The organism is Geoglobus acetivorans (assembly GCF_000789255.1).
GTDB lineage: Archaea > Halobacteriota > Archaeoglobi > Archaeoglobales > Archaeoglobaceae > Geoglobus > Geoglobus acetivorans_B.
Map to the genome: position 1 here is coordinate 1 of NZ_CP009552.1, position 23523 is coordinate 23523.

Here is a 23523-nt window from a genome sequence, read left to right on the forward strand (position 1 = left end):
CAATCTTGCTGTTTGGGGGAAAAATTTATCATATATCTTAGTAGCTTAGAATGTTTATGGACTTCAAGGATGATTTTAACGACCTGAGCTTAGATAACGGTGAGCGAAGTATCGATGAATTTGATATAATGTTTGTCATATCAATACTCTTAAGCTTGCTAATCTTTGCATATATTCAGCTTTCATCCTGATAACATCTGAAAAGGATACATTGGTGAGGATAAATTATAAATTCATTATCGGGTCTGAGTGTGAGAGGGATTGGACATGAGTGTTGAGAGACTGTTTCTGCACGAGAAGGCTGTGGACATCATAGTGAAGATCTACGAGGCGGAGAAAAACGGAGAACTGGCTTACCCGCTCAGTATATCCAGAGAGGTTGGCTCGCCTTACAGCTACATTTCCAAGGTTCTGGGAATTTTTGAAGATAATGCACTTGTGGAAAGCGAGTTCGAGGGTAGGATCAGAAAGGTAAAGCTGACGGATGATGGCAAAAAAGTTGCAGAGCTTTTGATTCAGCTGAAGGGTTTACTCAACAGAGATTTTGTTGCAAGAAAAAGATTGAAAATTATCGAAGATGTTTTCATGAGTCTCGACGGTCACAGGGGTGAAAAAGCCCTGAGAATCCTCTTGCCCCTGAAAGCCGAACTTGAGAGAGTTGAGAGCGATGATAGGGAGGTAATCGAAAGAGTTGAAGAACTGAGAAAGAGAATTGAGGAGATCATAAATGCCCAGTAGCAGTTTGGTTGATTCACTTAATTCTCTCGATTCGAAAAGGGATTTTGTCATAAATACTCTCTCGAGGTTAATTGAAATCAAAGCACTATCTCCCGAAAATGGTGGCAATGGTGAATGGGACAAGGCAGAGTATGTTGAAGGGCTGCTGGATTTTGCAGATGAAGTCAGGAGATATGATGCTGAAGATGAAAGGGCAAAAAACGGATTGAGGCCTAACATTGTGGCGAAAATAAAGGGCAAGAGCAGCAGAACTCTTTGGGTTGTAACTCACCTTGATGTTGTCCCTGAGGGCGATCTCTCTCTATGGGAAAGCAATCCCTTCAAAGCCAGAGTGGAGGGAGACAGGATTTATGGCAGGGGTGCTGAGGATAATGGCCAGGCAATAGTTTCAACTCTGCTTGCAGGAATGTTTCTTGCAGAAAATGAGCCTGACATCAGTTTCGGGATGGTTTTTGTTTCGGATGAAGAGACCGGCAGTGATTATGGTATTCAGCACCTGATTAAAGAAGGGGTTTTTGGAAGAAATGATCTTTTTGTCGTTCCTGATGCTGGCAGTCCTGATGGCTCTCTGATAGAAGTGGCTGAGAAAACGATTCTCTGGCTCAAGTTTGAAATATTTGGTAAACAGGGACACGCCTCAAGACCAGACACGTCATTTAACGCAAGCAGAAGAGCCATGAAGATGCTGCTGGAACTGGATGAGCTTCTCCATAAAAAATACGATTACAGAAATGAATTATTTGAGCCGCCCTATTCCACTTTTGAACCCACCCGAAGGGAGAAAAATGTTGATAACGTGAACACCATACCAGGACTGGATGTGAGTTACATGGATTGCAGGATTCTGCCGGATTACGACGTTGATGAAGTAATTGAGTTTCTGGAAAACTATTTCGAGAGAAAGAGGAGTGAAGATGGGTACGACTGCAGAATGGAAGTTGTTCAGAAATCGTGGTCACCACCTACAAATGAGGATGCTGAGATTGTTTCAAAGCTCAAAAAAGCGATAATGGATGTTAGGGGAATCAAAGCAAGAGCGATAGGTATTGGAGGGAATACCTGTGCATCGTTCTTCAGGAGAGCTGGCTTTGAAACTGCAGTGTGGAACACGAGTGATGAGACAGCACATCAGCCGAACGAATATGCCAGGATTTCGAATATAATTGAGGATGCCAAGGTTTTTGCATATCTTGCTTTTGAGAGGTGATGTGATTGTTTTATGATATCAGAGAAAAACCATTCATAATCTTCTGGGAATTAACGAGAGCCTGCATGCTTGCTTGCAGACACTGCAGAGCCAGAGCGATAAGGAAGAGAAATCCAGACGAGCTTACGACCGATGAGGCTTTTGGTGTAATCGAGCAGATAAAGGAGTTTGGCAGACCATATCCGCTCGTCGTTTTTACAGGTGGAGATCCTCTGATGAGGGAAGATGTCTTTGATATTGTTGAATATGCAACTTCCAGCGGTATCAGAGCAGCAATAGCTTTCAGTGGAACAAAGCTTGCTACGAAAGAAAGACTTGGGAAGCTAAAGGATGCAGGCATCTCCAGAATAGCAATAAGTCTCGATGGCAGCAATCCCGAGATACATGATCATTTCAGGGGTGTTGGTGGAACGTTTGAAACAAGTCTGGAGATTCTTGAGATGGCCAGGGAGCTTGAAATATCCCGGCAGATCAATACAACTGTGACGAATTTTAACATGGCCGATCTGCCGAATATAGCGAAAATCGGGATTGAGAACGAAATCGCTCTCTGGGATGTGTTCTTTGTTGTGCCTACCGGAAGGGCAAAGGCCGAGTACATGCCAACTTCACAGGAATTTGAGGACATTCTCAACTGGCTGTACGATTTATCTAAGGAAACACCTCTCAACGTTAAAAGCTCTGCAGCCACACACTTGAGGAGAATTGAGTACATGAGGGACAGCGGAACCTATGATTTGCCTCATGGGGAGCTTTACCACAGGCTTGCAGAGTCTCTGAGAGATATGCCTGAAGGAAGCTCCAAAGAGATAGTTTCCGGGGCGCATGGTAGGAGCATGGCAAGGGACGGCATCAGGAGAATGATGGGCATAACCGACGGGAGAGGGATGTTCTTCATCAGTCATGTTGGGGAGGTTTATCCGAGCGGCTTCCTTCCGCTGGTTGCGGGGAATGTCAGGACGAGAAGTCTGAAAGATATTTACGGAAATTCAGACATATTTGTCAGCCTGAAAAACCCGGATAATCTCAGAGGCAAGTGCGGAAAATGTGAATTCAGGCACATCTGTGGTGGTAGCAGAGCCAGAGCATATGCGATGACTGGCGATTATCTTGCAGCAGAGCCAAGATGCGTTTACAGGCCTAAAGGGACAGAAGTAATAATGTGACTGCTCATTTTTTGCTGATTTTTCTCTTTTATTGGCTTTTTGAATTTTTTCTGTTTTTAATACCATGCCCCAAAAATATCACGATTTTAAATTATAATAAATCCGGTCGATAAATTTAGCAAAACTTATTAATCATGGTCTTAATGGCTGGGGTATGGAAGCGGTTATCGTCCTTTTGCTCTCAGTGATTGCCTTAATCTTCGCACTGGGCGCATGGATCACTCGCGATAACTTCTATTCAGCACTATTCATGTCTGCAACGATGCTGGCCGTAGGTGCAATATATGCCTTCCATGGTATCTATTCGGTTTTCGTCCTGATTGCTTTCATATTCATTGGTGCCGTGGGTATTGTTACTGTGGCTCTTGCAGCAACATACCGTTTTGTCAACCCGAGGAAGGTCGATGAACGGTGGCTTGTCGTTGGTGAGGTTATTGCGGTAATTCTCGCTGTGACGGTTGGACTGAATACATTTATGGCAGGAGAGTTTTCAGATGCGTTTGATAAGATGCTCACGGATTATTCTGTTCTTGTTGCATTTCTGATCGTTCTGACGGCTCTACTCATGCTCTCTGCAATAAGCATGCTGAGGAGGGATAGCGCATGATTGAAACCGCAACGTCTGTCGGGCTGCTCGTAATCGGGTATCTGATTGCCACATCTGCAAAGGATGTTATCAGACTTCTGATATCTCTCGAGCTGATGTTCTCGGCAGTATTTCTGTCAGTTGTGCCTCTCTTCACCAACCCTTCTCTGATAGCTGAGGGCAATGCCATTACGCTGATAACGGTCTTTACGAGCGCAGGAGAATTGCTGATTATGATCTCGGCAATAATATTCCTCGACAGGAAGTTCAGAAAAACGACAGTGGATGTGATAACTACAGGAGGGGATGAGCTATGAGTCTTGCACTGTATGCATTTTTGATTCCGCTTGTGGCGATAGTTGCTGCGCCATTCATAAGGGGGAAGGGTGCATCGTACCTGTCCTCCATTGCCTTCATTCTGTCCTTCCTATTCATACTTTCGGATTTCGTAACGAAAAGCAGCTTTACTCTACCGCTATTCAATGCGCTTGAACCGATTGGAAAGATATACCTGCTTGGTGATGCAATAAGTCATGCCTTCGGGTTCACTATAGCTTTCGTTTCTGCAATGGTTGCTCTGTATTCATATCCGTATATGAAACACAGGTTCGAGGAGATGGGTCTCAACTCCGATGTGGAATTCAGGAAATACTGGTTCCTCTATAACCTGTATGCTGCATCAATGCTCTGGCTGGTATATGCCGGAAATCTCATTCTGCTCTACATCTTCCTTGAAATTTCTCTTATTGCATCGTTCCTCCTGATCTACTACTATGGCTATGGAAACAGGGTGTGGGTGGCGATTCTTTACTTTGTATGGACCAACATAGCTGGAGTTCTCGCGCTGGTGGGAATTCTGCTGATAGGTTTTGAAAACAAAACACTCGCGCTGGACAGCATCGCCGGAGTGAGCATGCTTGCGTGGACCCTGATTTTCATCGGCATGATGGTGAAGCTTCCTGGGCTGGGCCCGCATGTATGGCTGCCCTGGGCTCATGCTGAGGCACCCACTCCTGTCAGCGCTCTTCTGAGTCCTCTCACGGTCGGTCTTGCAGCTTATATTCTTCTCAGAATCTACCTGATCGATCCTTCCTTCATTCTGACTTACAGGTGGGAGATTTTCATATATGGTGTCATTACAAGCATTGTGGCTGGCTTTGGCGTGTTCAAGCAGACTGATCATAAAAGGCTGTTGGCGTACTCGACGATATCCCAGATGGGTTACATTCTAATTGCATTTTCACTCGGAACTGCTGGAATTGTTGGAGTTATCATTCAGTACATCAGCCACGCTTTCGGCAAGTCAATACTCTTCATGAGTGCTGGGGCAATCATAGCAACATATCATGGCCTGAGAGACCTCGATAAGATGAGCGGATTGCACGAGCAGGTTCCAACCATTGCAAATGCCGCTCTGATTGGCTTCATGAATCTGAGTGGTATCCTTACCATAGGAATGATTGGCGAGTTCTTTATTCTTAAGGGACTGGTTGACACCTATGGACTGTCTCTCGATACCATGCTCCTCGTGGTCTTCGTCTTCATAATTTCCGGGCTTTACAGCTTCTACACAATGAAGCGGATTTACTACGGCAAGGTCAGAGATTATGATAAAGTGAAGGTGAACAGGTTGCTTGACACGCCCCTCTACCTCATAGGTGCGATTTCGTTCCTCTTCATCCTGCCCCCACTTGCCACATGGTTTGTTGATGCGATATTAACATTCCTGGGAGGTGGAATCTGATGGAAGCGCTGATGGAGCTCGAGCTGAGTCCAGTGATCTGGCTTGCTTTGTTCTTCACACCCATACTTGCAAGCTTCCCTATAGCACTGATATGGCCGAAGAGACAGGATGAATTTGCCAGAAAACTGCCGTATCTCAGCGTCTTTGGACTGTTCGTGTCATTCCTGATCACTCTTTTTATTCTCTTCAGAGTCGAAGAAGGAAGGTATGTTTATCCCTGGCTTACTGCTCTGGGTATAAACTTCACCTTTGTTGTGGATTATCTCAGCAAATACATGGGCGCTCTGACGGGCTTTATCGCCTTTGTGATCGGAGTATATGGTACAGAATACATGAAGGAGGACTACAGGCTTGGATGGTACTGGTTCTTCTTCAACCTTTTCACGGCAAGCATGCTGCTTGTAGTTTACAGTGATAACCTGTTCATGCTGCTCATTGGCTGGGAAGGACTGGGCATTGCATCATGGGGTCTTATTGGCCACTGGTTCAGAGATGATGATGAAATCAGCTATGTCGGTGTGCTCAACAGGGTTGTTGGACCCCTCAAAATGTTCTGGAGCCCAAGCACGGGTGGATGGAGGGCCATATCGACGATCAGAGTTGGGGATATGCCCATGTTTTTTGCAGTGGCGGCAATTTTCGCTCTGACCGGGACCCTTGACATTTCACAGATCAACTGGGGTGGTCTGTTCGAGCATATCGGAACTTTGGGAACTGTGGTATTGCTGGTAGCGTTCCTCATGGGTCCATTCACAAAATCTGCACAGCTTCCGTTCAGCGAATGGTTGATGACTGCCATGACCGGTCCAACAACCGTTTCGGCATTGCTCCACTCCGCAACAATGGTCGCTGCCGGAACTTACCTGTTCATGAGGATAAGCTGGTACATTCAGCCATGGACACAGCATGCTGAGGGGCTTGAGTATGTGTATGCTTTTGTTCTCTTCCTTGGGCTTATAAGCAGCCTTTACGGTGCGCTGGTTGCTCTCGCGAGCCGGGAAAGGAAGGTGCTTCTCGCTGCCTCAACAATGTCGAGTCTTGGATTGATGTTTGCTGCAGCAGCATCCAGCATGTGGGTTGGCGAGTTTGCAATAATCGTTGCGTTCTGGTATCTCATCACCCATGCCTTTGCAAAAGCCACTCTGTTCCTTGTCGCCGGACACATAATCCATGAAACTCATGACAGATTCCTGTGTGGTGATAGGGAAGTTTTCAGCAAGATGAAGGTTACAGGCATTGTAACCCTCTTTGCGACCGTAACTCTCGCAGGCATACCTCCGCTCACCGCATACTGGGTGAAGTCGGGAATGGATGAGGTGCTGCACGAACTTAACCATGAGTTTGGTTTTATTCCCCTTGTCTTGCTGATAACAATATCTGCAATTTATGCAGCGTTCTTAGCCAAGTTCTTCGCTCTCAACTTCTGGAAGGGTAGGAAGGTACACCTGCACCTGCATGGTGGGAGGGTGATGACGACTGCATACACTGCAATGGTTTCCATGCTTCTCGTTCTTCTTGCCGCAATCTTTTATGGATTGGACAGTAATGCGGCGGAGTTTGTTCCTGCTGGCTTAGCCACGACATCTTTTGCCGTTGGACTGCTGGTTCTCACGACATATACGATAGGTTTCATGAAGCCAGAATACTACTCACCAGTTGGACAGGTTTTCTATGATAGGTTCTACATGATGGCCCTGAACGACTATATAGTGCCAAGAATCGGCTGGTTAATTGCACAGGTTGTGGATGTGTTCAACAGGACTCTTGACTTCATAGCTCACAGCTTCATTCCGGGGCTGTTTGAGGCGTTCTCATACGGTATAAGAGTGATTCAAAATGGAAGTCTTGAAAGGTATGCTAAGATAGTTGTGAGCTTGGTACTGGCTGTCTTGCTGATAGTTTCAATAACGGGGTGGTGGTAAAATGGAGTTTGTCATTTACTCGCTATTAATTCTCGCGGTTTCAGGAGCCCTGTCAATGAAAAACAAGTACATCGGACTTGCTGGAGCGCTGATAGCAGCTCTACTGACGGCCGTCAACAATCCACTTCTGCTCATGATCCTGGTCATTGCAATAATTAATCTTGCTTCCCTTGATCTGATGAAGGGCTTTTTGAGGGGAGTGGATTACACACTTGTCGGATTGATCTTTGTTGCAACAGTGTACGCATTCTACTCTCAGAGTCTCGCGTTCCTCCTCGGTATGTTTGTGGTGGCGAGTGTTCCCACGTACATGATGGTGATGGCCAGTGATACCGGAATGAGGGTCGAGGTGGGTATAAAGTACATGACCTTCATGGTAATTGCAACAGTTCTTTTCCTGATCGGAGCAGTTTTGATGGTTCATGCAAGCGCAACTTCGAGTCTCGCCCTTTACTACATAGGATTTACAATGCTTATCGTTGGACTCGCAATAGAGGTTGGAGCCGGCCCCTTCCATGAATGGGTTCCGGATGTTTTTGACACAGCCGATCCAATCCCCGTCTCTGTTATAGCGAGCATTGCAAAGTTCGTTCCCTTTGTGGTTGCATTCAAGATCGTGTCATCCACCCACATGGGTGATGAGGTCATAACGCTGATCGGAAGTATTCTTGCGGTCGTCTCTATGCTGGTGGGCAATATTGGTGCATTGACCAGCCAGAAACCTGCGAGGATTCTTGCATACTCCACAGTTGCAAATATGGGTTATATAATCGCAGCTCTGATTGTGGCCGTAAAGGAAGAGTTCATCTATCTGGCGTTTGCAGGAGCAATGCTTCAGCTTCTCACAAACTCACTTGGTAAGATTGGCTTTTTCATTGGAATTAAGGAGAAAGCCATGCCAACTGTAGAAACATACGTGCTGGCTCTATCCTTCATAGGCCTGCCGCCTCTGATGGGATTCTGGAGCAAGCTGTACATCCTTTCTTCACTGGTTTATGCGAACTTCATATGGGTTGCTGTGCTGCTCGTTTTGAATTCGGCCATGTCTGTCCCGTATTATGTCAGACTGATGAAAACTTTTGAGGGAACGAAGGGCTACCGGAAAGTAGCGGCGTATCTGATCACACTGACTGCGGTACTGATGTTGCTGACGGTTGTTCCGCCCAACTGGATAATCGAGTCGAGCAAGCTGCTCATGAGCTATCTTGCAATCGGAGGTGTCTGAAATGGAGGAAGTCATTGTCGTCGCATTTGTTGTGGTGGTCAGCTTCATTGTGGATGTGGCAGTGTATCTGCTTGCTAACCTACTCCCGAAGAAAAACCCCACTCCTCTGAAGTATGAGCGCTGGGAGTCTGGAAACATATCTGTTGGATTTCCAAAATACACTCTTCCAATGCAGTATTTTGGTTTTCTTGTGCTTTTCATGGCTTTCGAGCCTGTCGTTGTTCTGATACTGCTGTTTGCAATGTTTCCGGGTCTTGATTACCTGAAATTCCTCGCCATAGCGCTCGTGGCAATGCTTCCTGCATTTTACTTTGCATATAGGTTAGCTGATGAGGCTTCCCACAGGAGGGATGTGTATGGATGAAATGATTGAGTTCCTTCATAAGGGTCCACTTGCACCGCTCAAGAAATGGGGTACCAAGTACAGCATATGGCCAACTCACCTCGTTACCGCTTGCTGTGGTGTAGAGCTGGCCCATGCGTTTGCGAGCGGTTATGATGGTGAGAGGCTTGGAGTGCTGAACTTTGGAATGGCCAGACAGACGAACTGCATTGTGGTGGAAGGTGCGATAACGAGAAAGATGGCGAGAGCTCTGAAGATAACGTATGAGCAGATGCCAGATCCAAAGTTTGTGATTGTTATGGGCGTCTGCGGTATCAAGGGCGGCCTCTTCTGGAACGGATACAACATGGTAAAGCCTTTTGAAGTCGTTCCTGTGAAATACTATGCGCCCGGCTGCCCCCCAACTCCAGAGTCCCTGCTCAGATGTTTCAGAGCGTTGCAGAATGAAATTGATACGGGTGAGCCGAGAAACACAATAGTTTATCCCACTGTAAGGGAAGCTGTTGAAGAGGGTAAGAAAAAGAAGAGGCCGAAAAAAGTACCTCCTCCTCCAAAATATGTGGCAAGCAACCCGTCTGTTGTCGTTGATGTGCCGAGAGAGGACGGATGGCCCGAAGGAAAGGAAATCGTTGCAAAGCTTTCAGAGGTGTTGGGGGAGCTTGGCGATAGGATCACAATAACCGGCAGGAACAGAGTGGCTGTTAGAGTTAACAGAGATAATTTTGTTGAAGCTGCCAGAAAATTACTTGAAGCGGGTTTTGACCACATCAAATCCGTTAATGTGATCGATGTCCCTCATGAAGGTAAGTTCATTGTAGAATATGTTGCATCGAGTTATCTCAATCCTGAATTCACCACACTGCTCGTTACAATGATTTCTGAAATTGACAGAAACGATCCGGTTTTCCCGAGTTTGATTGAGGTATGGCCTGCCGCGGATTATCTTGAACGAGAGCTACACGACCTCTTTGGAGTGTGGTTTGAAGGAAATCCCTGGATGGGCAGGAAGTTCCTTCTGGCTCCAGACACTCCGGAAACACCACTCAGAAAAGACTTCAAGCTTCAGGATGATGTTTACATAGGGGGTGAGTGAGATGAAAGAGTATGCGCTTGACCTTGCCGTTGAACCTCCTCAGGAATATCAGTCTTATTTCGTCCCGGTTTCAAAGGAATTTCTTGAGGATGCTTACAAAAGTGATGACTTTGTGGTCTTTGTAGGGCCCCAGCATGGTGGAAGCGGACACATGAGGCTTATTGTGAGGGTAAAAGGGGATTTCATTGTGGAGGTCATTCCGGATCCTGGCTATGTCCACAGATCCATGGAAAAGCTTGCAGAAACAAAGCTCTACGTCCAGAACATCCCTCTCTTTGAGAGGCCTTCAATAATCGATTTTGGAAATTACAACCTCGGTTATGTCAGAGCAATTGAAGATGCTCTGGGAATTGAGGTTCCGGAAAGGGCCAAGTACATCAGAACCATCCTCGCTGAGCTTGGAAGAATCGGAACGCACCTCTATGATGCAGGCATTCTTTCCGTGTTCATTGGCCATACAACCGGTTTCATGTGGCCCTTTGCAATGAGAGAGTTCATAGTTGAAATATTTACGAGAATTACTGGAACGAGGATTACAGGTTCCTTCATCGTGCCGGGTGGTGTGAGAAGGGACGTTGACGGGAAAACACTGGATGTCATAAAGAGGATGACCTATGCCCTTGAGCACAGAATAAAGAAATTCGAGAGAGTGTTCATCAGAAATCCAACAACGATTGCAAGGCTGAGGGAAGTCGGTGTGCTGAACAGAGAGGATGCGGTAAAGTACGGACTTGTAGGACCATTCATTCGAGCTTCTGGAGTCGAATACGATGTCAGAAAAATTGATCCGTATGAAGCCTATGAGGAAATAGACTGGGATATGGTGGTCGGAGAAGATGGTGATGGATACACGAGACTTCTCGTGAGAGCTGAAGAAATCGCTCAGAGCATTCGCATGATAAGGCAGCTCGTCGATAACATTCCTGAGGGAGATGTATTGAGCGACGATATTGTGGCATTCAATAAAAAGGATATTAGGGGCAGCTTTTTCGAAGCATATTCGAACATTGTGCTTCCTGAGGGAGAATACACAACCCTGACTGAATCTGCAAGGGGTACACTGCTGTTCTCCATTGTGAGCGATGGTGAATCGACGACTCCGTACAGGGTTAGAGTGGTGACTCCGAGCTGGATGTACCTAAAGGGATTCATGGAAGCCTGTAAGGGTCACAGGCTTGCAGATTTGCAGGCGATTTATGGCAGCTTTGGATATTTCCCTCCTGAAGCTGACAGGTGAGGTGGTAAGATATGGAATCTGACGTGATATTCGTACTGCTTGATAGGATCCTGAGCGTGTTCACTTCAGAGATGATACACATTCCAGCAATACAGCCGATTGTCGATAAGCTGATGAATATACCTCTGGTTAATCTGCTGGTGGCGTTCCTCCTGTGGAAGCCCATATTTCACATGGTCTTCTTCCCCGGGCTTATCGGCATAACGCTTGTGCTTCTGTGGATTGTTTACTTTGAGAGAAAGCTTACGGCAAGAGTTCAGTGGAGAATTGGACCAAAAGAAGTGTCCAGGAGAACAGGAGGGTTGATTCAGACGCTCGCAGACGGTATGAGATACTTCTTCCAGGAGGTAATCATACACAAGGGTGCCAACAAATTCTACTTTGCACAGTTCCCACTGCTGTCTTTCCTGCCGGTTCTGCTCCCCATACTTTTCATACCTGCCGGCGGCTCATATGGTATTGATACATCGTACGCCCTCTTCGCGGCTGTCGCTCTTGTATCACTCATTCCTGTCTTTATAATGGGTATGGGGTGGGCATCCAACAACAAATTTGCCTTCATTGGAACTGTCAGAGAGGCATTCATTTACTTTGCCTACGAAATTCCCTTCATTCTTGCAGTTGCCTCGATGGTTCTCGTTTATCAGACTGCCAATCCCTTTGAGATAGTTGCAAGGCAAACCATTCCGGGAGTATTTCTGAATCCGATAGCGTTCCTGGTGTTCTTCATAACCACTCTCATTGCAACGGGCAGACTTCCGTTTGATATTGCAGAGGCTGACCAGGAGGTAGCTTTTGGGCCTTACGTTGAGTATTCTGGCATCTTCTTCGGTCTTACAATGACTCTGCCATACGAGAAGGTTTACATACTCTCGATGCTCATGACTCTGCTCTTCTTTGGAGGGTGGAATGGACCATATATAGCGCCTCTGGGGGAGTTCTCTTACGTTCTCTGGTTCTACATAAAGACGTTCGTTATTGTGAGCGTGATTGCTCTTGCGAGATCGATATACGCAAGATACAGGATTGATCAGACCCTGAGGCTGGGATGGAGTGTTCTGTTCTGCCTCTCGTTAATCAGTCTTGTAATTTCAGCGGGGTGGGCCGCATGGTGAAGCGAGTAAAGGCACCGGAAAAAAGCATTATTCGGAGTGCAGTTGGACATTTGAGGGCGATTACTGAAGTTACGAAAGAGGCAATCAATCCCGGAACGATAACGATAAGCTATCCTCATGAGAGGAGAAAACTTCCTGAGCACTTTAGAGGAATAATCCTTTTTGAGAAGGAAGACTGCATAAGCTGTTTCAGATGCGCACACATCTGTCCTGCTAACGCCATTCAGATGTACCCTAACGAGGAAGGCAGATACTATCCGGGTGTGGATTATGCAAAGTGCATACTCTGTCACTTCTGTGTGGACTCATGTCCGACTGCAGCTCTGAGGCCATCCAAGATTCATGATGTTGCGTTCAAGGATGTTGAGTCGATGCTGGTTACCGCCAGACAGATGGAGCACGTTCCTGAGGTTGAGAGGGAGGACAAAGCAACCGTCGAGTACGATTTCGATGGGGATATCAAGCTGATAAAGCGAAAAGAGTTTGAGGAACTTACAGTTGAGTTTGACCGTCCAGATAAACCGGACTTTAAAGCTGCTCCACTGTATCCAGAAAACTGCATTGGATGCAGACTCTGCATGTTCTCCTGTCCTGTTGATGCGATAAAGTCGAAATTGGAGGGCAACAAGGTTACCTTGGAAACGGATTTTGAGAAATGCACTGGATGCGGAATATGTGCGAGGATATGTCCAACAGAAGTGCTTGTGCTTACGCCCGTGAGGGGAGGTGAGGAATAATGCCTGTGCCAAAGAACTGGGTATCCATCGAAGTCAAGGAACTTGAGGATCTGCCGTGCCTCAGGTATGCAGAAAAGCCTGAGAGGGCGAGCAGCTGGAGGCTGCTCAAGGAGAGGGTTGTTGAGGCGGGAATATGCAGTCACTGCGGGACATGTACTGTTTGTCCGGTGGATCTGATCATTCTCGAGGACAGACCGGTGGACTTTGACCCGAAGAAGGGTTGCATGGGATGCGGAGTATGTGTCGCGGTTTGTCCGAGATATAATTACTCTCCGTTAAACGGAGTTGGAGAGTATATTGAAGCTACTGCCGGGAAATCAAAGAGATTCATCGGCCAGGACGGAGCCATGGTCACAGAGTTCATGGCCACAGCCCTCGAAATGGGGGAGATAGAAGTTGCACTGTTTGTTGCGAGAGATGAAATGTTCCGGCCATACATAGTTCACGTCAGGAGTTCCGATGAACTTCTGAATACCAGAATCACGGGAACGAAGTACAGCTATGCTCCCGTCATGCCAGAGCTTCACAGAATTATCAAGAGATATGAAAGCATTGGTTTTGTTGGGACACCATGCATGATTTCAGGCATCAGGAAGCTTCAGCAGAAAATTCCACTCTACAGGAAGAAGGTCAGACTCGCTGTTGGTCTGTTCTGCACTGAAAACTTTTACTGGCACCAGCTTTACGACTATCTGAAAGAGAGAGGTGCTGATTTGAAGAATGCCGTGAAGACTGACATAACCAAGGGTAACTTCATTGTTACCTTCAGGGATGGTTCAGAATTCACCATACCGGTTAAGGAGATGGAGGAGATCGTTCCTGACGGATGTCATGTGTGCCAGGATTTTTCTGCTGTGGAAGCAGATGTCAGCATCGGAAGTGTGGGCAGCGATCCGGGATTTTCGACGGTTCTGATCAGACAGGAGAACGCAAAGAAAATTTTTGATTACATGGTTGAGAAGGGCTATGTGGAAACAGGAAAGGCGAAGATGAAAATAGTTCAGAGACTGTGCGATTTCAAGGTCAAGATTCACCCATATCCTCCAAAGGAAGAAGAGCCTGAAAACTCTGAAAGCACCCAGTAAATTTTTTATTCTTTTTCTTAATCAATCATGTTAACCCGCCGTTGCGGCTGGAGTCAGCAGTCGCTATGCGATGAAACGCCGTCGGCAAGCCGTCAATCACACTCTTCTTTCAGAGGTCTGTGGGAATATCCAGAAACTCAACATCTACTCCCAGCTTGTCCCCAGCGACGTTCATCAACGCCTTCACTCCGGGGGTTTCGCTGTTGTAGTGGCCGAGATATATGATATTCATTGCACAATCTTTTGCAGCGTGATATGCAGTATGCTCGATTTCTCCCGTGATCAGTAAATCTACACCTTCTTTTTTCGCTTCCTCAATGTATCCTGCACCTCTCCCGGAAATCACGGCTATTTTTTCCACGTAATCGTCGCCGAATTTCATGTATCCCACTTCGCCAAACCGGTCTTCGAGGATCTCAAGTATCTCTTCAAATTCGGAATTTGCATAGCCTGCATAACCTATTTTCGTGCCTTTATAATCTCCAAATCTGTCTTCGGGCTCGATGCCGATGTATCTGAGGATCATTGCATTGTTCCCGATTTCTGGATGGGCATCAAGTGGTATGTGTGCTGCGTAAAGAGAGAGCTCGTTTTCCAGCAGAAACTTCAGCCTCTCCTTCATCAGTCCGGTAACCCTGTCGACTCCGTTCCAGATTATGCCGTGGTGCACAATGAGCATCTCTGCCTCGCATTCGAGAGCATAGGTGAAGCTCTGCATCGAGGCATCCACAGCAAATGCAATTTTTTCGACGTCATGGCTGCCTTCAACCTGCAATCCGTTCGTACTTGCGTCAGGGAAGTCATGAACTTTGAGGTACTCATCAAGAAATCCTTCGATAAGTTTGAGATCCATAGGTAGAGACTGTCAGCAATTTAAAAACATTATCGAAAGATTTTTTTGCATCCATCACGATAAAAAAACGGGGTGATAATGTGAGAAAGGTTATTTTTATACTAACTGCAATTATGCTCGCTCTGGTTACAGATGCTGGGGCAGTCTCGGTCGACTACACGGTCAATCCTTCAACTCCACACCCCGGCGACGTCTTTACCATTGGCGTTTTTGTATCCTCTCAGGGGTCGGTTTTGAGAGATTTGAAAATAACTTTCATGGAACAGGAGGAAAATCTTGCGATTCTCAAGGATGGAGAGGAAGTATCCAGGCTTACCAGAGATGTTGGAGACGTTTACGGGAACGCAAAAACTTCAATAAATCTAATCGCCCACTCTGGCGGAGTTTACAACCTCAGGGTCAAGGTTGTCTACGACTACGGGACAAAAAGCTTTGAAGAGGTACTATCAATTCGAGTTCTCGAGAAGCCTTCGTTCAGGGTGTCTCAGTACACCATCCCCGAGCTGTTTCCGGGGTCCCAGTCAAACGTGTCCTTCAGCATATTGAACAGTGGGGGAAAAGCCAGGAACCTTGTGGCCGAGCTTGTAACGCCGAAAGGCATAATTTCTTCTGGAAAAATTGAGAAGGATGCGGTCGATAAGGGGGAGGCTTTCAATCTGATGTTCAATCTGAGCGCAGTACAGTCTCTGAAGCCCGACATATATCCGATGACTCTTTCCCTGAGGTTTGAAGACACCTTCGGGAATCCATACTCTGAAAACTACTCGTTTTCAGTCAGGGTTGAAGCAAAACCGGCAGTAATCATCTCTGACATATCCACGAACCCTGACAGCATATATCCCGGAGATAGCTTCACCCTTTCTGTGACAATCCAGAATTCCGGAAAAGGAAAAGCAGAAAATGTCAGAGCTGTGCTCTCATATCCGGCTGGCTTCTCGGGTGAGACTGAAGGATTTGCAGGAGACATCGAGTCCGGGACTGCAAAAACGGTAAACTTCAGGATTAAGGTCAGCAAGGATGTTGAAAGCGGAACATATCCGTTCAAACTTTCGGTGTATTCTGACAGCTTAGGCGAAGTAAAGGAATTCGAATTCAGTATTTTTGTTAACGACTTTGGGGATATAGACCTTGAAATTTCTGGAATTTACTTCTCTGAGAGACCTCTTACGGGTTCGGAATTCACACTTTCCTTCCAGCTCGAAAACGTTGGGCAGCAAACTGCAAAAGCCGTCAGCATAGAACTGGAACTTCCTGATGGATTCGAGGGACGAAATCAGTATTTCACCGGGACCATTGAAGGTGGAGACTCAGCAACTGCATCATTTGACCTCAAGGCTCCCGAAAATCCTGGAGACTATATTATCAGGGCAAAAATATCGTATCTGGATTCCAGGTATGAACGGCACGAAGTTGAAAGGACATTCACCCTGCATGTTTACTCGACAGAAAGCATGGGCGCACTTTATGCTGGAGTTCTGGCTGTTATTTTGGTCATTGCTGCCACACTCCTCTGGAGGAGAAGCAAAAAATGAGTCTGATCTCTCTCGAGGATGTCTGGAAAACCTACAGGATGGACAGAGTAGAGGTTCATGCTTTGAGGGGAGCCACCCTCGAGGTGGGTGAAGGTGAGTTTGTTGTCATTCTTGGACCTTCAGGTTCGGGGAAAACGACCCTGCTGAATATAATTGGCGGGATAGATCTGCCCACGAAGGGGAAGGTGTATTTCAGGGGTAGGGATATCTCGAAACTCGATGACCGGGAACTCACTCTCCACAGAAGGAAGAATGTGGGTTTTGTTTTTCAGTTTTTCAACCTTCTTCCAACCCTGACAGCGAGAGAAAATGTTATGATTGCTCAGGAACTTGTTGATAATTCCAGAGACGTCGATGAGGTTCTGGAGTTTGTGGGGCTTGGGGATCGAGCCAGTCATTTTCCCTCCGAGCTTAGCGGTGGCGAGCAGCAGAGGGTTGCAATAGCAAGGGCGCTTGTAAAAAATCCGCCACTCATTCTTGCAGACGAACCCACCGGAAGTCTTGATCTTGAAACGGGAAAGCGGGTTTTGAGGGTTATGAGGGACATAAACAGGGAAAGCAAGATAACGTTCATCCTTGTTACGCACAATTCAGTCATAGGAGAAATGGCTGACAAAATCGTAAGGCTTAGAGATGGGAAGGTTGCTGACATTAAAATAAACGAATCTCCGCTTGAACCGGAGGAGCTTGAATGGTAGCGATTCTACATCTGAAGGTATTTAGGGACATAAAGGCTCAGAAATATCAGTTTCTGGCAATTATCTTTCTGATCGTGGCAGGAGTTGGGCTTTTCTCAGCATTTTACATGGCCTATCTGAATTTGAGCACCACTTACCATCATTTTTATAACGAAATGGATTTTGAGGACCTTTCTGCCACGTTCCTTCCAATCAGTCAGGAAAAGCTTGAGAAGGTCAAGAGAATAGATGGAATAAAGGACTTTGTCATAAGGACGACGCTGTATGGCGTTTACGAAAGAGAAAACAGAGAAATCACTCTAAGAATCGTTACAATGCCTGATAAAATGGCAGTTAACAGACTGTACCTTGTGGAGGGCAGGTTTCCGGACAAGGGCGAAAACGCAATTCTGCTGCTGAAGAATTTTGCAGACTTTCACGGGATAAAACCCGGTGAAGTTATTGAGGCAACTGTGGATGGAAAGAAGGTAAAATTTACGGTTTCTGGGATAGTCTATTCTCCCGAATTTCTCTGGATATTTGAGTCCGGGAGCTGGATCACAACCCCTGAGAACTATGGTGTTGTTTTTGTCAACCACAGAACACTTGAAAAAGCGCTTGGGAAGGAATTGCCACCAACGGAAATTCACATAACTGTGGTTGATAAAAGCAGGGTGGAAGGGGTCATAAACAGAGTTTCGGATGTGATTGGCAAGGACAATCTGATCACAATTTACAAAAGAGAAGATCAGCCAAGCTATCGGGCGCTAAAAATGGATCTCGATGGATTCAGGGAGATGGCAGTAATGTTCCCCGCTCTTTTTTATCTCATCTCTGCCATGATGATTTACATACTGATGTCCCGTCTTGTCAGAGAACAGAGAAGAGTTATAGCAGTTTTGAGAGCCACTGGATATACTAAGACAGAGATACTTGTTCACTATTCCCTTCACTCAGTAATCTCAGGAATTGTGGGAACTGCTGGAGGAATTGTACTGGGCTTTGTGCTATCTTCCGTAATAACTGATGTTTATGTGGGTTATCTCAACATCCCGTATTCTATAGTGGGAATTTATCCTGATGTCATCATGTTCTCTTTTGTTATGGGTATGGGCGTCCCAGCATTTGCAGGTATATTGACTGCATTGACTGCGGCGAAGGTCGAGCCGGCTTCAGCACTGAGGGGCATAGAGGTCAAATCTGAAGGCATCAGGGCTGAAAAACTCTTTGCAATTTTTTCGAGAGCATCGCTTCTCACAAAGTTTGCAGTCCGAAATATGTTCAGAACTCCCCGGAGGACTGTTTACTCTATTTTTGCAGTAATGTCGAGTGTCGTGCTACTCCTTGTATCTCTTTCGTTTGTTGATGCGACCAATTATGTTCTTGACACACAGTTTAATGAAATCACAACCTACAACGTAAAGGTGAAAACAGGCAGCGAGGAGATTTACGACAGGATAAAGAAAATGGAAGAGGTTGAGGAAGCCATAAAATTCATTGAAGCAGGAGTTGTTATAGAGAAGGATGGTAAAAGGAAAGCGACTGTTCTTTATGCTCTGCCTGCTGACCAGAATCTTATCAATATATTTGATATGGAGGGGCGGCGGAGGTTACCTCCATCAGATGGTGTTGTTTTGCCAGAAATAATTGCCAGGGAGCTCAGAATTTCTCCGGGTGAGGTAGTTTACCTGACTTCCCCCGAATTTGGAAAAATAAAGGTTAGGGTGTCGGAGATCTATGATCAGCCAATGATTCCTGCAATGTATTCAGACATTGACTATTTTTCGAGAATTTCTGGACAGAAATTCAACACAATTGCAGTAAAATTCAGAGATGGCATGGTGAATGAAGGGAAAACACGTATTTCAGAACTTGAAGGAGTCAGGATAGATTCAGTGGATGAACTGAAGGATTACATTGATCAGGTTATGGGTCTGATGTATGCTTTTACGGGTTTTGCACTTATTTTTGGTGGGTCCATTGGTTTTTCGGCAATCTTCAACACCGTAACTATAAGTGTTATGGAACGAAGGGTCGAAATAGCAACCCTTAAGATGCTGGGATTTACGGATGGAGAAATCTTCAAGACTCTGGTACTGGAGGTCGTTTTAATGGGATTTGCAGGTATAGTTCTTGGCATTCCTGCTGGTTACTATGTGGCTGGAAAATTCTTTGAGTCATTTGAAAGCGAGCTGTATCTGATCCCGATGAGGATTTCTCTTGGAAGTTATGCGATCTCCGTGATCTTTGTTCTGATGGTCATATTGCTGTCAATGGTTCCTGCATTCAGGTATATCAGGAAAATGGATATTCAGAAAATTGCAAGCGAGTTTGTTGGTTGAAATAAATCAAAATTTAAAAAAGCTCAGGTTCTGTAAGCTTCACCAAAGTCGAAGTCCAGTTCCTGGCTTATCAGGTCTCCTACTTCCCCGAGCAAACTTACCAGTCTGTTGTAGGAGTCCATAAAGTTCCTGACACTCTCAAGCTCGTTCAACTTTCCCTGAATTTCGGTCAGGGAGTTCAGTAAAGCCTCATCTACTTCTCCCATGAGCTGTTTTGAGAGGAATTCCTGCTGCTTTTCCTGAAATTCTATCAGAAGATTCTGAGCAACTTCATCCTGCTTTAAAACTTCTTCTGTGGCAATAAATTCCCTATATTCCTCGCTCTCGGATATAGATTTTGCAAGGGCTATTGCCCTATCTCTAATTACGTCATTCATTTATTTCACCTTCCTTTCTTCCCCGCTTGCCTTACAAACTATTTTAATGTTTCGCTGTTATCTTGGCATGAGGTTGTGGATACGCTGTGTTCTCCGATATATTTATTAAGCCATTTAGAAAAGCTCGCTTAATCACGCTAATGGAGGGTTAAAAATGAAATCAGCTTACGCGTACATAAGGGATGCATGGAAAAGACCCTGGGATGGCTATGTTGGCCAGCTGATGTGGGAGAGATTGCAGAAGTGGAGAAGAGAGCCAGCCATAGTCAGGGTCGAGAGACCCACGAGACTTGACAGAGCAAGAGCCCTTGGATACAAGGCCAAGAAGGGAGTTGTAGTAGTGAGAGTCAGGATTAGGAGAGGTGGAAGGAGAATAAGCAGGCCTAACAAAGGCAGGAAGACAAAGAACCTCATGGTAAGCAGACTGACGCCCAAGAAGAATCTCCAGTGGATTGCTGAGGAAAGGGCAGCAAGGAAGTATCCAAATATGGAAGTGCTCAACTCCTACTGGGTTGGAGAGGACGGCAGATACAAGTGGTTTGAGGTAATTCTCGTTGACAGAGCACATCCAGCTGTTCTGAGTGATCCGCAACTTTCCGGAGTGGCGAATCAGAAGGGCAGGGTTTTCAGGGGGCTAACCTCTGCGGGGAGGAAATCAAGAGGTCTGAGGAAGAAAGGCAGGGGAGCTGAGAAGGTCAGACCAAGCTACCGGGCCAATTTCAGAAGAAAAGATTGATTCCCAATCTATTTTTATGAAAATTGACAATATCGTTCTTTCAGCGATTGTTTATTCTACGGAGGATCCAGATAAGGTTTCTCAGGCCTTATCCAACCTCATTCCATTTGAGTTTGAAATCCTTGTGAGCAGGGCAACCGGACACTTTGGAAACCCTCTGGAGTTTCTTGAGGTGGAGCTGAAAAGAAAAAGGGAGATAAAGGAATTCTGGAACAATCTCGTTGACCGTCTTGGAGATCAGAGGGAAGTTCTTGTGGAATTCATTGAAGATGTTGTCGATGAGGAAGGTGTGTTTCACATAAGGCTCAACAAACAATCTGTGTATCTTGGAAACGTTGAGCTTGATTTTGGTGGGGACTCAATACTTGTCAGAGCAAAACTCGTTACGTTTCCAGCAAGAAGGGAAAAAATTATTGATTTCGCAAGGAAGATAATCTCTGAAGGTTATGATTGACTTCATAAGGTTTGATTATAAGGGAAATGTGGATTTCGGGTTTAAAACATATGTTGTTTTTGGAGAAGAGACTGAAAGCAATTATCAGGGCTGCATGATTTATGCATCTTCCACAAAAGAGCTGAGAGGGAAGCTAAGGGGTGTGGATGGATTAATAGGCGTTATGAGTGAGAGGGTTGATGTTAACAGGTATGCGGTGATGCGAAAGAAGGTGGATGTTCTGCTGGATTTTCCGGGCAGAAAGCTTGATTATCCAACTTTTAAGCTTGCAAGAGAGAAAGATGTTCTCGTTGAGATATCTCTTTCAACGCTCATGAGTTTTGAAGGATGGCGAAGAGTGGGTTATCTGGATGAGCTGAGGACGATGTTCAGAGTTATAAACAAATTCGACACACCCTTTATACTTACAAGCGGTGCGGAGAATATTTACAGCATGCGGAAAATGTCTCAGATTTATCATGTGTTTGATTTTCTCGGGGCAGATGTGGAAAGGGCAAAATTCTGGGCGGAAAGGCTGTACAGAAGGCTATACGACGACAGTTACATTATGGATGGAGTTGAAATCCTATGAAAGCACTACCCCCCTCACTCAGGAAGAGAAAAAGATATATTGCTTTCAGATTTATTGGAACTGGAAATATAGAAAAATCTGAAGTTTCAGATGTGCTGAAAAATACCACGATCCAGCTGTTTGGGGAATTGAATGCCCCAAAACTCCGTTTGATTGAGTTCGACGGTGAAGCTGGAATGGTAATGTGCGAGCATAGTGAAGTGGATAAAATAAAAATAACCCTAACGCTGATTGAGGAAATAAATGGTAAAAAAGTAATCCCGCTGATATTAGGTGTCGCAGGGACAATTAAAAGCTGTAGAAGAAAATATCTGGAGGTGTTAAGAAATGCAGATTCCGCAAATGGGATATGACCGGGCGATAACGATTTTCAGCCCAGATGGTAGATTGTATCAGGTTGAATATGCAAGAGAGGCTGTGAAAAGGGGGGCAACCGCAATCGGAATTAAAACAAAGGAAGGAGTAGTTGTTCTGGCGGATCGGAGAGTGGGTAGCAGGTTGCTCGAGGCGGATACAATTGAAAAAATTTACAGGATCGATTCTCACATCTGTGCTGCAACTTCCGGACTGGTTGCAGATGCAAGAGTGCTTATAGCAAGAGCGAGGCTCGAGGCTCAGATTAACAAGCTCACCTATGATGAGCCAATCGGTGTGAAAGAGCTTGCAAGAAAAATCTGCGATTTCAAGCAGCAGTACACTCAGTATGGTGGAGTCAGGCCTTTTGGTGTCTCTCTTCTGATAGCCGGTGTTGACGATGAACCCAAGCTTTTTGAGACTGACCCAAGTGGTGCTTTGTTAGAGTATAAGGCCACCGCAATCGGTTCGGGAAGAAATGAGGTTATGGAGTATTTTGAGAAGGAATACCGTGAGGACATGTCTCTGGATGATGCAATCCTTCTCGGTCTGGTGGCGATGGGCAAGGCCATAAACAGCGAGCTTGACGCTGAGGGAATCGAGGTGGGAACCGTAAGGGTCGACGATAAGGAATTCAAACTTCTGACGTATGAGGAACTCGGGAGCTACATTGAAAAGGCAAACCAGATAATCGGCGAGGAGCTCGGCAAGTAAAGGGGGCTCCGGCATGGTATCCTTAGAGAAGGCAGTGATTGCAAGGCTTCGAAAGGGTGGCGAAAACTTCGAAGTTCTTGTGGACCCATACCTTGCGAGAGATCTGAAGGAAGGCAAGGAAGTGAACTTCGATGAACTTGTGGCGGCTGAAGAGGTGTTTCATGATGCAAAGAAGGGAACAAGGGCATCTGTGGAGGATCTGCAAAAGGTCTTTGGCACATCCGATATAACCGAGATCATAAGGACGATAATTCTTGAGGGAGATGTTCAGATAACTGCAGAACAGAGAAAGGAGATGCTTGAACAGAAGAAACGGCAGGTTATTGAGTACATCCGTAGGAACGCAATTGATCCGAGAACGAATGCTCCCCATACGTATTCGAGGATAGAGGCTGCTCTTGAGGAAGCAAGGGTGAACATAGACATTTTTAAGCCTGCTGAGGCACAGGCGAAGGAAATTGTTAAGGCTTTAAAGCCAATTCTGCCTCTGAAGTTTGAGGAAGTTGATATAGCAATAAAGATTCCTCCAGAATATACTGGCAAGGCCATATCAGCTCTCTATAACTTTGGAACCGTTATTAGGGAGGAATGGCAGAGAGACGGGAGCTGGGTATGTGTGATGAGAATTCCTGCAGGAATGCAGGCAGATTTAATGGACCTGCTCGGCAGGGTTGCAAAAGGGGAGGCGCTGACAAAAATACTGAGCCGGAGGTGA

The 23523-nt window shown here is 45.8% G+C and carries 26 protein-coding genes; 24 read left to right on the plus strand and 2 right to left on the minus strand.

Annotated features, from left to right (window positions below):
- Window positions 1–56 precede the first annotated feature (56 nt).
- The 15 genes from GACE_RS11820 to GACE_RS00070 all read left to right on the plus strand — a co-directional run bounded on the left by GACE_RS11820 (window position 57) and on the right by GACE_RS00070 (window position 14198).
- Window positions 57–191 carry a hypothetical protein gene (locus tag GACE_RS11820; RefSeq protein WP_318249225.1) on the plus strand — a complete coding sequence of 45 codons (135 nt, stop codon included), beginning with the start codon at window positions 57–59 and terminating at the stop codon, window positions 189–191.
- 76 nt (window positions 192–267) lie between these two features.
- The gene (locus tag GACE_RS00005) at window positions 268–738 is read left to right on the plus strand and encodes a hypothetical protein (protein WP_048090127.1); all 471 of its coding nucleotides are present in this window, start codon (window positions 268–270) and stop codon (window positions 736–738) included.
- The gene (locus tag GACE_RS00010) at window positions 728–1945 is read left to right on the plus strand and encodes a M20 family metallo-hydrolase (RefSeq protein WP_048090129.1); all 1218 of its coding nucleotides are present in this window, start codon (window positions 728–730) and stop codon (window positions 1943–1945) included. Before GACE_RS00005 ends, GACE_RS00010 begins: the two co-directional genes overlap by 11 nt.
- 5 nt (window positions 1946–1950) lie before the next feature.
- On the plus strand, window positions 1951–3111 hold the full coding sequence (locus tag GACE_RS00015; protein ID WP_048090131.1) for a TIGR04053 family radical SAM/SPASM domain-containing protein: 1161 nt from the start codon (window positions 1951–1953) through the stop codon (window positions 3109–3111).
- Between the two features lie 154 nt (window positions 3112–3265).
- Complete coding sequence (locus tag GACE_RS11085) at window positions 3266–3718, plus strand: NADH-quinone oxidoreductase subunit J (RefSeq protein ID WP_052400151.1); 453 nt, start codon at window positions 3266–3268, stop codon at window positions 3716–3718.
- The gene (locus GACE_RS00025) at window positions 3715–4014 is read left to right on the plus strand and encodes an NADH-quinone oxidoreductase subunit K (protein WP_048090132.1); all 300 of its coding nucleotides are present in this window, start codon (window positions 3715–3717) and stop codon (window positions 4012–4014) included. The genes GACE_RS11085 and GACE_RS00025 overlap by 4 nt, the downstream gene beginning before the upstream one ends.
- On the plus strand, window positions 4011–5441 hold the full coding sequence (locus GACE_RS00030) for a complex I subunit 5 family protein (protein WP_048090133.1): 1431 nt from the start codon (window positions 4011–4013) through the stop codon (window positions 5439–5441). Before GACE_RS00025 ends, GACE_RS00030 begins: the two co-directional genes overlap by 4 nt.
- Window positions 5441–7363, plus strand: a complete 1923-nt coding sequence (locus tag GACE_RS00035) for an NADH-quinone oxidoreductase subunit 5 family protein (protein WP_048090134.1) — start codon at window positions 5441–5443, stop codon at window positions 7361–7363. The genes GACE_RS00030 and GACE_RS00035 overlap by 1 nt, the downstream gene beginning before the upstream one ends.
- A gap of 1 nt (window position 7364) precedes the next feature.
- On the plus strand, window positions 7365–8588 hold the full coding sequence (locus GACE_RS00040; protein WP_048090136.1) for a proton-conducting transporter transmembrane domain-containing protein: 1224 nt from the start codon (window positions 7365–7367) through the stop codon (window positions 8586–8588).
- Window position 8589: 1 nt separating this feature from the next.
- On the plus strand, window positions 8590–8952 hold the full coding sequence (gene ndhC / locus GACE_RS00045; protein WP_052400152.1) for an NADH-quinone oxidoreductase subunit A: 363 nt from the start codon (window positions 8590–8592) through the stop codon (window positions 8950–8952).
- Window positions 8945–10024 carry an NADH-quinone oxidoreductase subunit NuoB gene (gene nuoB / locus GACE_RS00050; protein WP_052400310.1) on the plus strand — a complete coding sequence of 360 codons (1080 nt, stop codon included), beginning with the start codon at window positions 8945–8947 and terminating at the stop codon, window positions 10022–10024. Before ndhC ends, nuoB begins: the two co-directional genes overlap by 8 nt.
- A 1-nt stretch (window position 10025) precedes the next feature.
- A complete protein-coding gene (locus tag GACE_RS00055; RefSeq protein ID WP_048090139.1) occupies window positions 10026–11261 on the plus strand; it encodes an NADH-quinone oxidoreductase subunit D in 1236 nt (411 codons plus the stop codon).
- Between the two features lie 11 nt (window positions 11262–11272).
- Entirely contained in the window at window positions 11273–12376 is a 1104-nt protein-coding gene (nuoH, locus tag GACE_RS00060; RefSeq protein ID WP_048090141.1) for an NADH-quinone oxidoreductase subunit NuoH, read from the plus strand.
- Window positions 12370–13113: a 4Fe-4S binding protein gene (locus GACE_RS00065; RefSeq protein ID WP_048090143.1), complete on the plus strand. Its 744-nt coding sequence runs from the start codon at window positions 12370–12372 to the stop codon at window positions 13111–13113. The genes nuoH and GACE_RS00065 overlap by 7 nt, the downstream gene beginning before the upstream one ends.
- On the plus strand, window positions 13113–14198 hold the full coding sequence (locus tag GACE_RS00070; protein ID WP_048090144.1) for a Coenzyme F420 hydrogenase/dehydrogenase, beta subunit C-terminal domain: 1086 nt from the start codon (window positions 13113–13115) through the stop codon (window positions 14196–14198). Before GACE_RS00065 ends, GACE_RS00070 begins: the two co-directional genes overlap by 1 nt.
- Window positions 14199–14307: 109 nt before the next feature.
- Here GACE_RS00070 and GACE_RS00075 read toward each other — a convergent pair whose 3' ends face one another.
- Window positions 14308–15051, minus strand: a complete 744-nt coding sequence (locus GACE_RS00075) for a Nif3-like dinuclear metal center hexameric protein (protein WP_048090147.1) — start codon at window positions 15049–15051, stop codon at window positions 14308–14310.
- Window positions 15052–15131: 80 nt separating this feature from the next.
- Between GACE_RS00075 and GACE_RS00080 the strand changes: the two genes are divergently transcribed.
- Genes GACE_RS00080 through GACE_RS00090 form a run of 3 tightly spaced genes read left to right on the plus strand, consistent with a single transcriptional unit; the run spans window position 15132 to window position 19602 of the window.
- Entirely contained in the window at window positions 15132–16583 is a 1452-nt protein-coding gene (locus GACE_RS00080) for a COG1361 S-layer family protein (RefSeq protein ID WP_148305880.1), read from the plus strand.
- On the plus strand, window positions 16580–17281 hold the full coding sequence (locus GACE_RS00085; RefSeq protein ID WP_048090151.1) for an ABC transporter ATP-binding protein: 702 nt from the start codon (window positions 16580–16582) through the stop codon (window positions 17279–17281). The genes GACE_RS00080 and GACE_RS00085 overlap by 4 nt, the downstream gene beginning before the upstream one ends.
- Window positions 17275–19602, plus strand: a complete 2328-nt coding sequence (locus tag GACE_RS00090; RefSeq protein ID WP_048090152.1) for an ABC transporter permease — start codon at window positions 17275–17277, stop codon at window positions 19600–19602. The genes GACE_RS00085 and GACE_RS00090 overlap by 7 nt, the downstream gene beginning before the upstream one ends.
- 23 nt (window positions 19603–19625) lie before the next feature.
- Here GACE_RS00090 and GACE_RS00095 read toward each other — a convergent pair whose 3' ends face one another.
- Entirely contained in the window at window positions 19626–19979 is a 354-nt protein-coding gene (locus GACE_RS00095) for a YlbF family regulator (RefSeq protein ID WP_048090153.1), read from the minus strand.
- A gap of 154 nt (window positions 19980–20133) precedes the next feature.
- Here GACE_RS00095 and GACE_RS00100 point away from each other — a divergent pair, with 154 nt between their 5' ends.
- The 6 genes from GACE_RS00100 to GACE_RS00125 are packed head-to-tail and all read left to right on the plus strand — an operon-like array spanning window position 20134 to window position 23523.
- Window positions 20134–20715 carry a 50S ribosomal protein L15e gene (locus GACE_RS00100; protein WP_048090154.1) on the plus strand — a complete coding sequence of 194 codons (582 nt, stop codon included), beginning with the start codon at window positions 20134–20136 and terminating at the stop codon, window positions 20713–20715.
- 16 nt (window positions 20716–20731) lie between these two features.
- On the plus strand, window positions 20732–21169 hold the full coding sequence (locus GACE_RS00105) for an RNA-binding domain-containing protein (RefSeq protein ID WP_048090155.1): 438 nt from the start codon (window positions 20732–20734) through the stop codon (window positions 21167–21169).
- Entirely contained in the window at window positions 21162–21740 is a 579-nt protein-coding gene (locus GACE_RS00110) for an RNase P subunit p30 family protein (RefSeq protein WP_048090156.1), read from the plus strand. Before GACE_RS00105 ends, GACE_RS00110 begins: the two co-directional genes overlap by 8 nt.
- Window positions 21737–22093 carry an Rpp14/Pop5 family protein gene (locus GACE_RS00115; RefSeq protein ID WP_048090158.1) on the plus strand — a complete coding sequence of 119 codons (357 nt, stop codon included), beginning with the start codon at window positions 21737–21739 and terminating at the stop codon, window positions 22091–22093. The genes GACE_RS00110 and GACE_RS00115 overlap by 4 nt, the downstream gene beginning before the upstream one ends.
- Entirely contained in the window at window positions 22068–22808 is a 741-nt protein-coding gene (gene psmA / locus GACE_RS00120) for an archaeal proteasome endopeptidase complex subunit alpha (protein WP_048090160.1), read from the plus strand. The genes GACE_RS00115 and psmA overlap by 26 nt, the downstream gene beginning before the upstream one ends.
- A 13-nt stretch (window positions 22809–22821) precedes the next feature.
- A complete protein-coding gene (locus GACE_RS00125) occupies window positions 22822–23523 on the plus strand; it encodes a ribosome assembly factor SBDS (protein WP_048090162.1) in 702 nt (233 codons plus the stop codon).

Coding starts and splice junctions, on each gene's coding strand:
- GACE_RS11820 (WP_318249225.1), top strand. CDS start 57: ATGGACTTCAAGGATGATTTTAACGACCTGAGCTTAGATAACGGTGAG.
- GACE_RS00005 (WP_048090127.1), top strand. CDS start 268: ATGAGTGTTGAGAGACTGTTTCTGCACGAGAAGGCTGTGGACATCATA.
- GACE_RS00010 (WP_048090129.1), top strand. CDS start 728: ATGCCCAGTAGCAGTTTGGTTGATTCACTTAATTCTCTCGATTCGAAA.
- GACE_RS11085 (WP_052400151.1), top strand. CDS start 3,266: ATGGAAGCGGTTATCGTCCTTTTGCTCTCAGTGATTGCCTTAATCTTC.
- GACE_RS00025 (WP_048090132.1), top strand. CDS start 3,715: ATGATTGAAACCGCAACGTCTGTCGGGCTGCTCGTAATCGGGTATCTG.
- GACE_RS00030 (WP_048090133.1), top strand. CDS start 4,011: ATGAGTCTTGCACTGTATGCATTTTTGATTCCGCTTGTGGCGATAGTT.
- GACE_RS00035 (WP_048090134.1), top strand. CDS start 5,441: ATGGAAGCGCTGATGGAGCTCGAGCTGAGTCCAGTGATCTGGCTTGCT.
- GACE_RS00040 (WP_048090136.1), top strand. CDS start 7,365: ATGGAGTTTGTCATTTACTCGCTATTAATTCTCGCGGTTTCAGGAGCC.
- ndhC (WP_052400152.1), top strand. CDS start 8,590: ATGGAGGAAGTCATTGTCGTCGCATTTGTTGTGGTGGTCAGCTTCATT.
- nuoB (WP_052400310.1), top strand. CDS start 8,945: ATGGATGAAATGATTGAGTTCCTTCATAAGGGTCCACTTGCACCGCTC.
- GACE_RS00055 (WP_048090139.1), top strand. CDS start 10,026: ATGAAAGAGTATGCGCTTGACCTTGCCGTTGAACCTCCTCAGGAATAT.
- nuoH (WP_048090141.1), top strand. CDS start 11,273: ATGGAATCTGACGTGATATTCGTACTGCTTGATAGGATCCTGAGCGTG.
- GACE_RS00065 (WP_048090143.1), top strand. CDS start 12,370: ATGGTGAAGCGAGTAAAGGCACCGGAAAAAAGCATTATTCGGAGTGCA.
- GACE_RS00070 (WP_048090144.1), top strand. CDS start 13,113: ATGCCTGTGCCAAAGAACTGGGTATCCATCGAAGTCAAGGAACTTGAG.
- GACE_RS00075 (WP_048090147.1), bottom strand. CDS start 15,051: ATGGATCTCAAACTTATCGAAGGATTTCTTGATGAGTACCTCAAAGTT.
- GACE_RS00085 (WP_048090151.1), top strand. CDS start 16,580: ATGAGTCTGATCTCTCTCGAGGATGTCTGGAAAACCTACAGGATGGAC.
- GACE_RS00090 (WP_048090152.1), top strand. CDS start 17,275: ATGGTAGCGATTCTACATCTGAAGGTATTTAGGGACATAAAGGCTCAG.
- GACE_RS00095 (WP_048090153.1), bottom strand. CDS start 19,979: ATGAATGACGTAATTAGAGATAGGGCAATAGCCCTTGCAAAATCTATA.
- GACE_RS00100 (WP_048090154.1), top strand. CDS start 20,134: ATGAAATCAGCTTACGCGTACATAAGGGATGCATGGAAAAGACCCTGG.
- GACE_RS00105 (WP_048090155.1), top strand. CDS start 20,732: ATGAAAATTGACAATATCGTTCTTTCAGCGATTGTTTATTCTACGGAG.
- GACE_RS00110 (WP_048090156.1), top strand. CDS start 21,162: ATGATTGACTTCATAAGGTTTGATTATAAGGGAAATGTGGATTTCGGG.
- GACE_RS00115 (WP_048090158.1), top strand. CDS start 21,737: ATGAAAGCACTACCCCCCTCACTCAGGAAGAGAAAAAGATATATTGCT.
- psmA (WP_048090160.1), top strand. CDS start 22,068: ATGCAGATTCCGCAAATGGGATATGACCGGGCGATAACGATTTTCAGC.
- GACE_RS00125 (WP_048090162.1), top strand. CDS start 22,822: ATGGTATCCTTAGAGAAGGCAGTGATTGCAAGGCTTCGAAAGGGTGGC.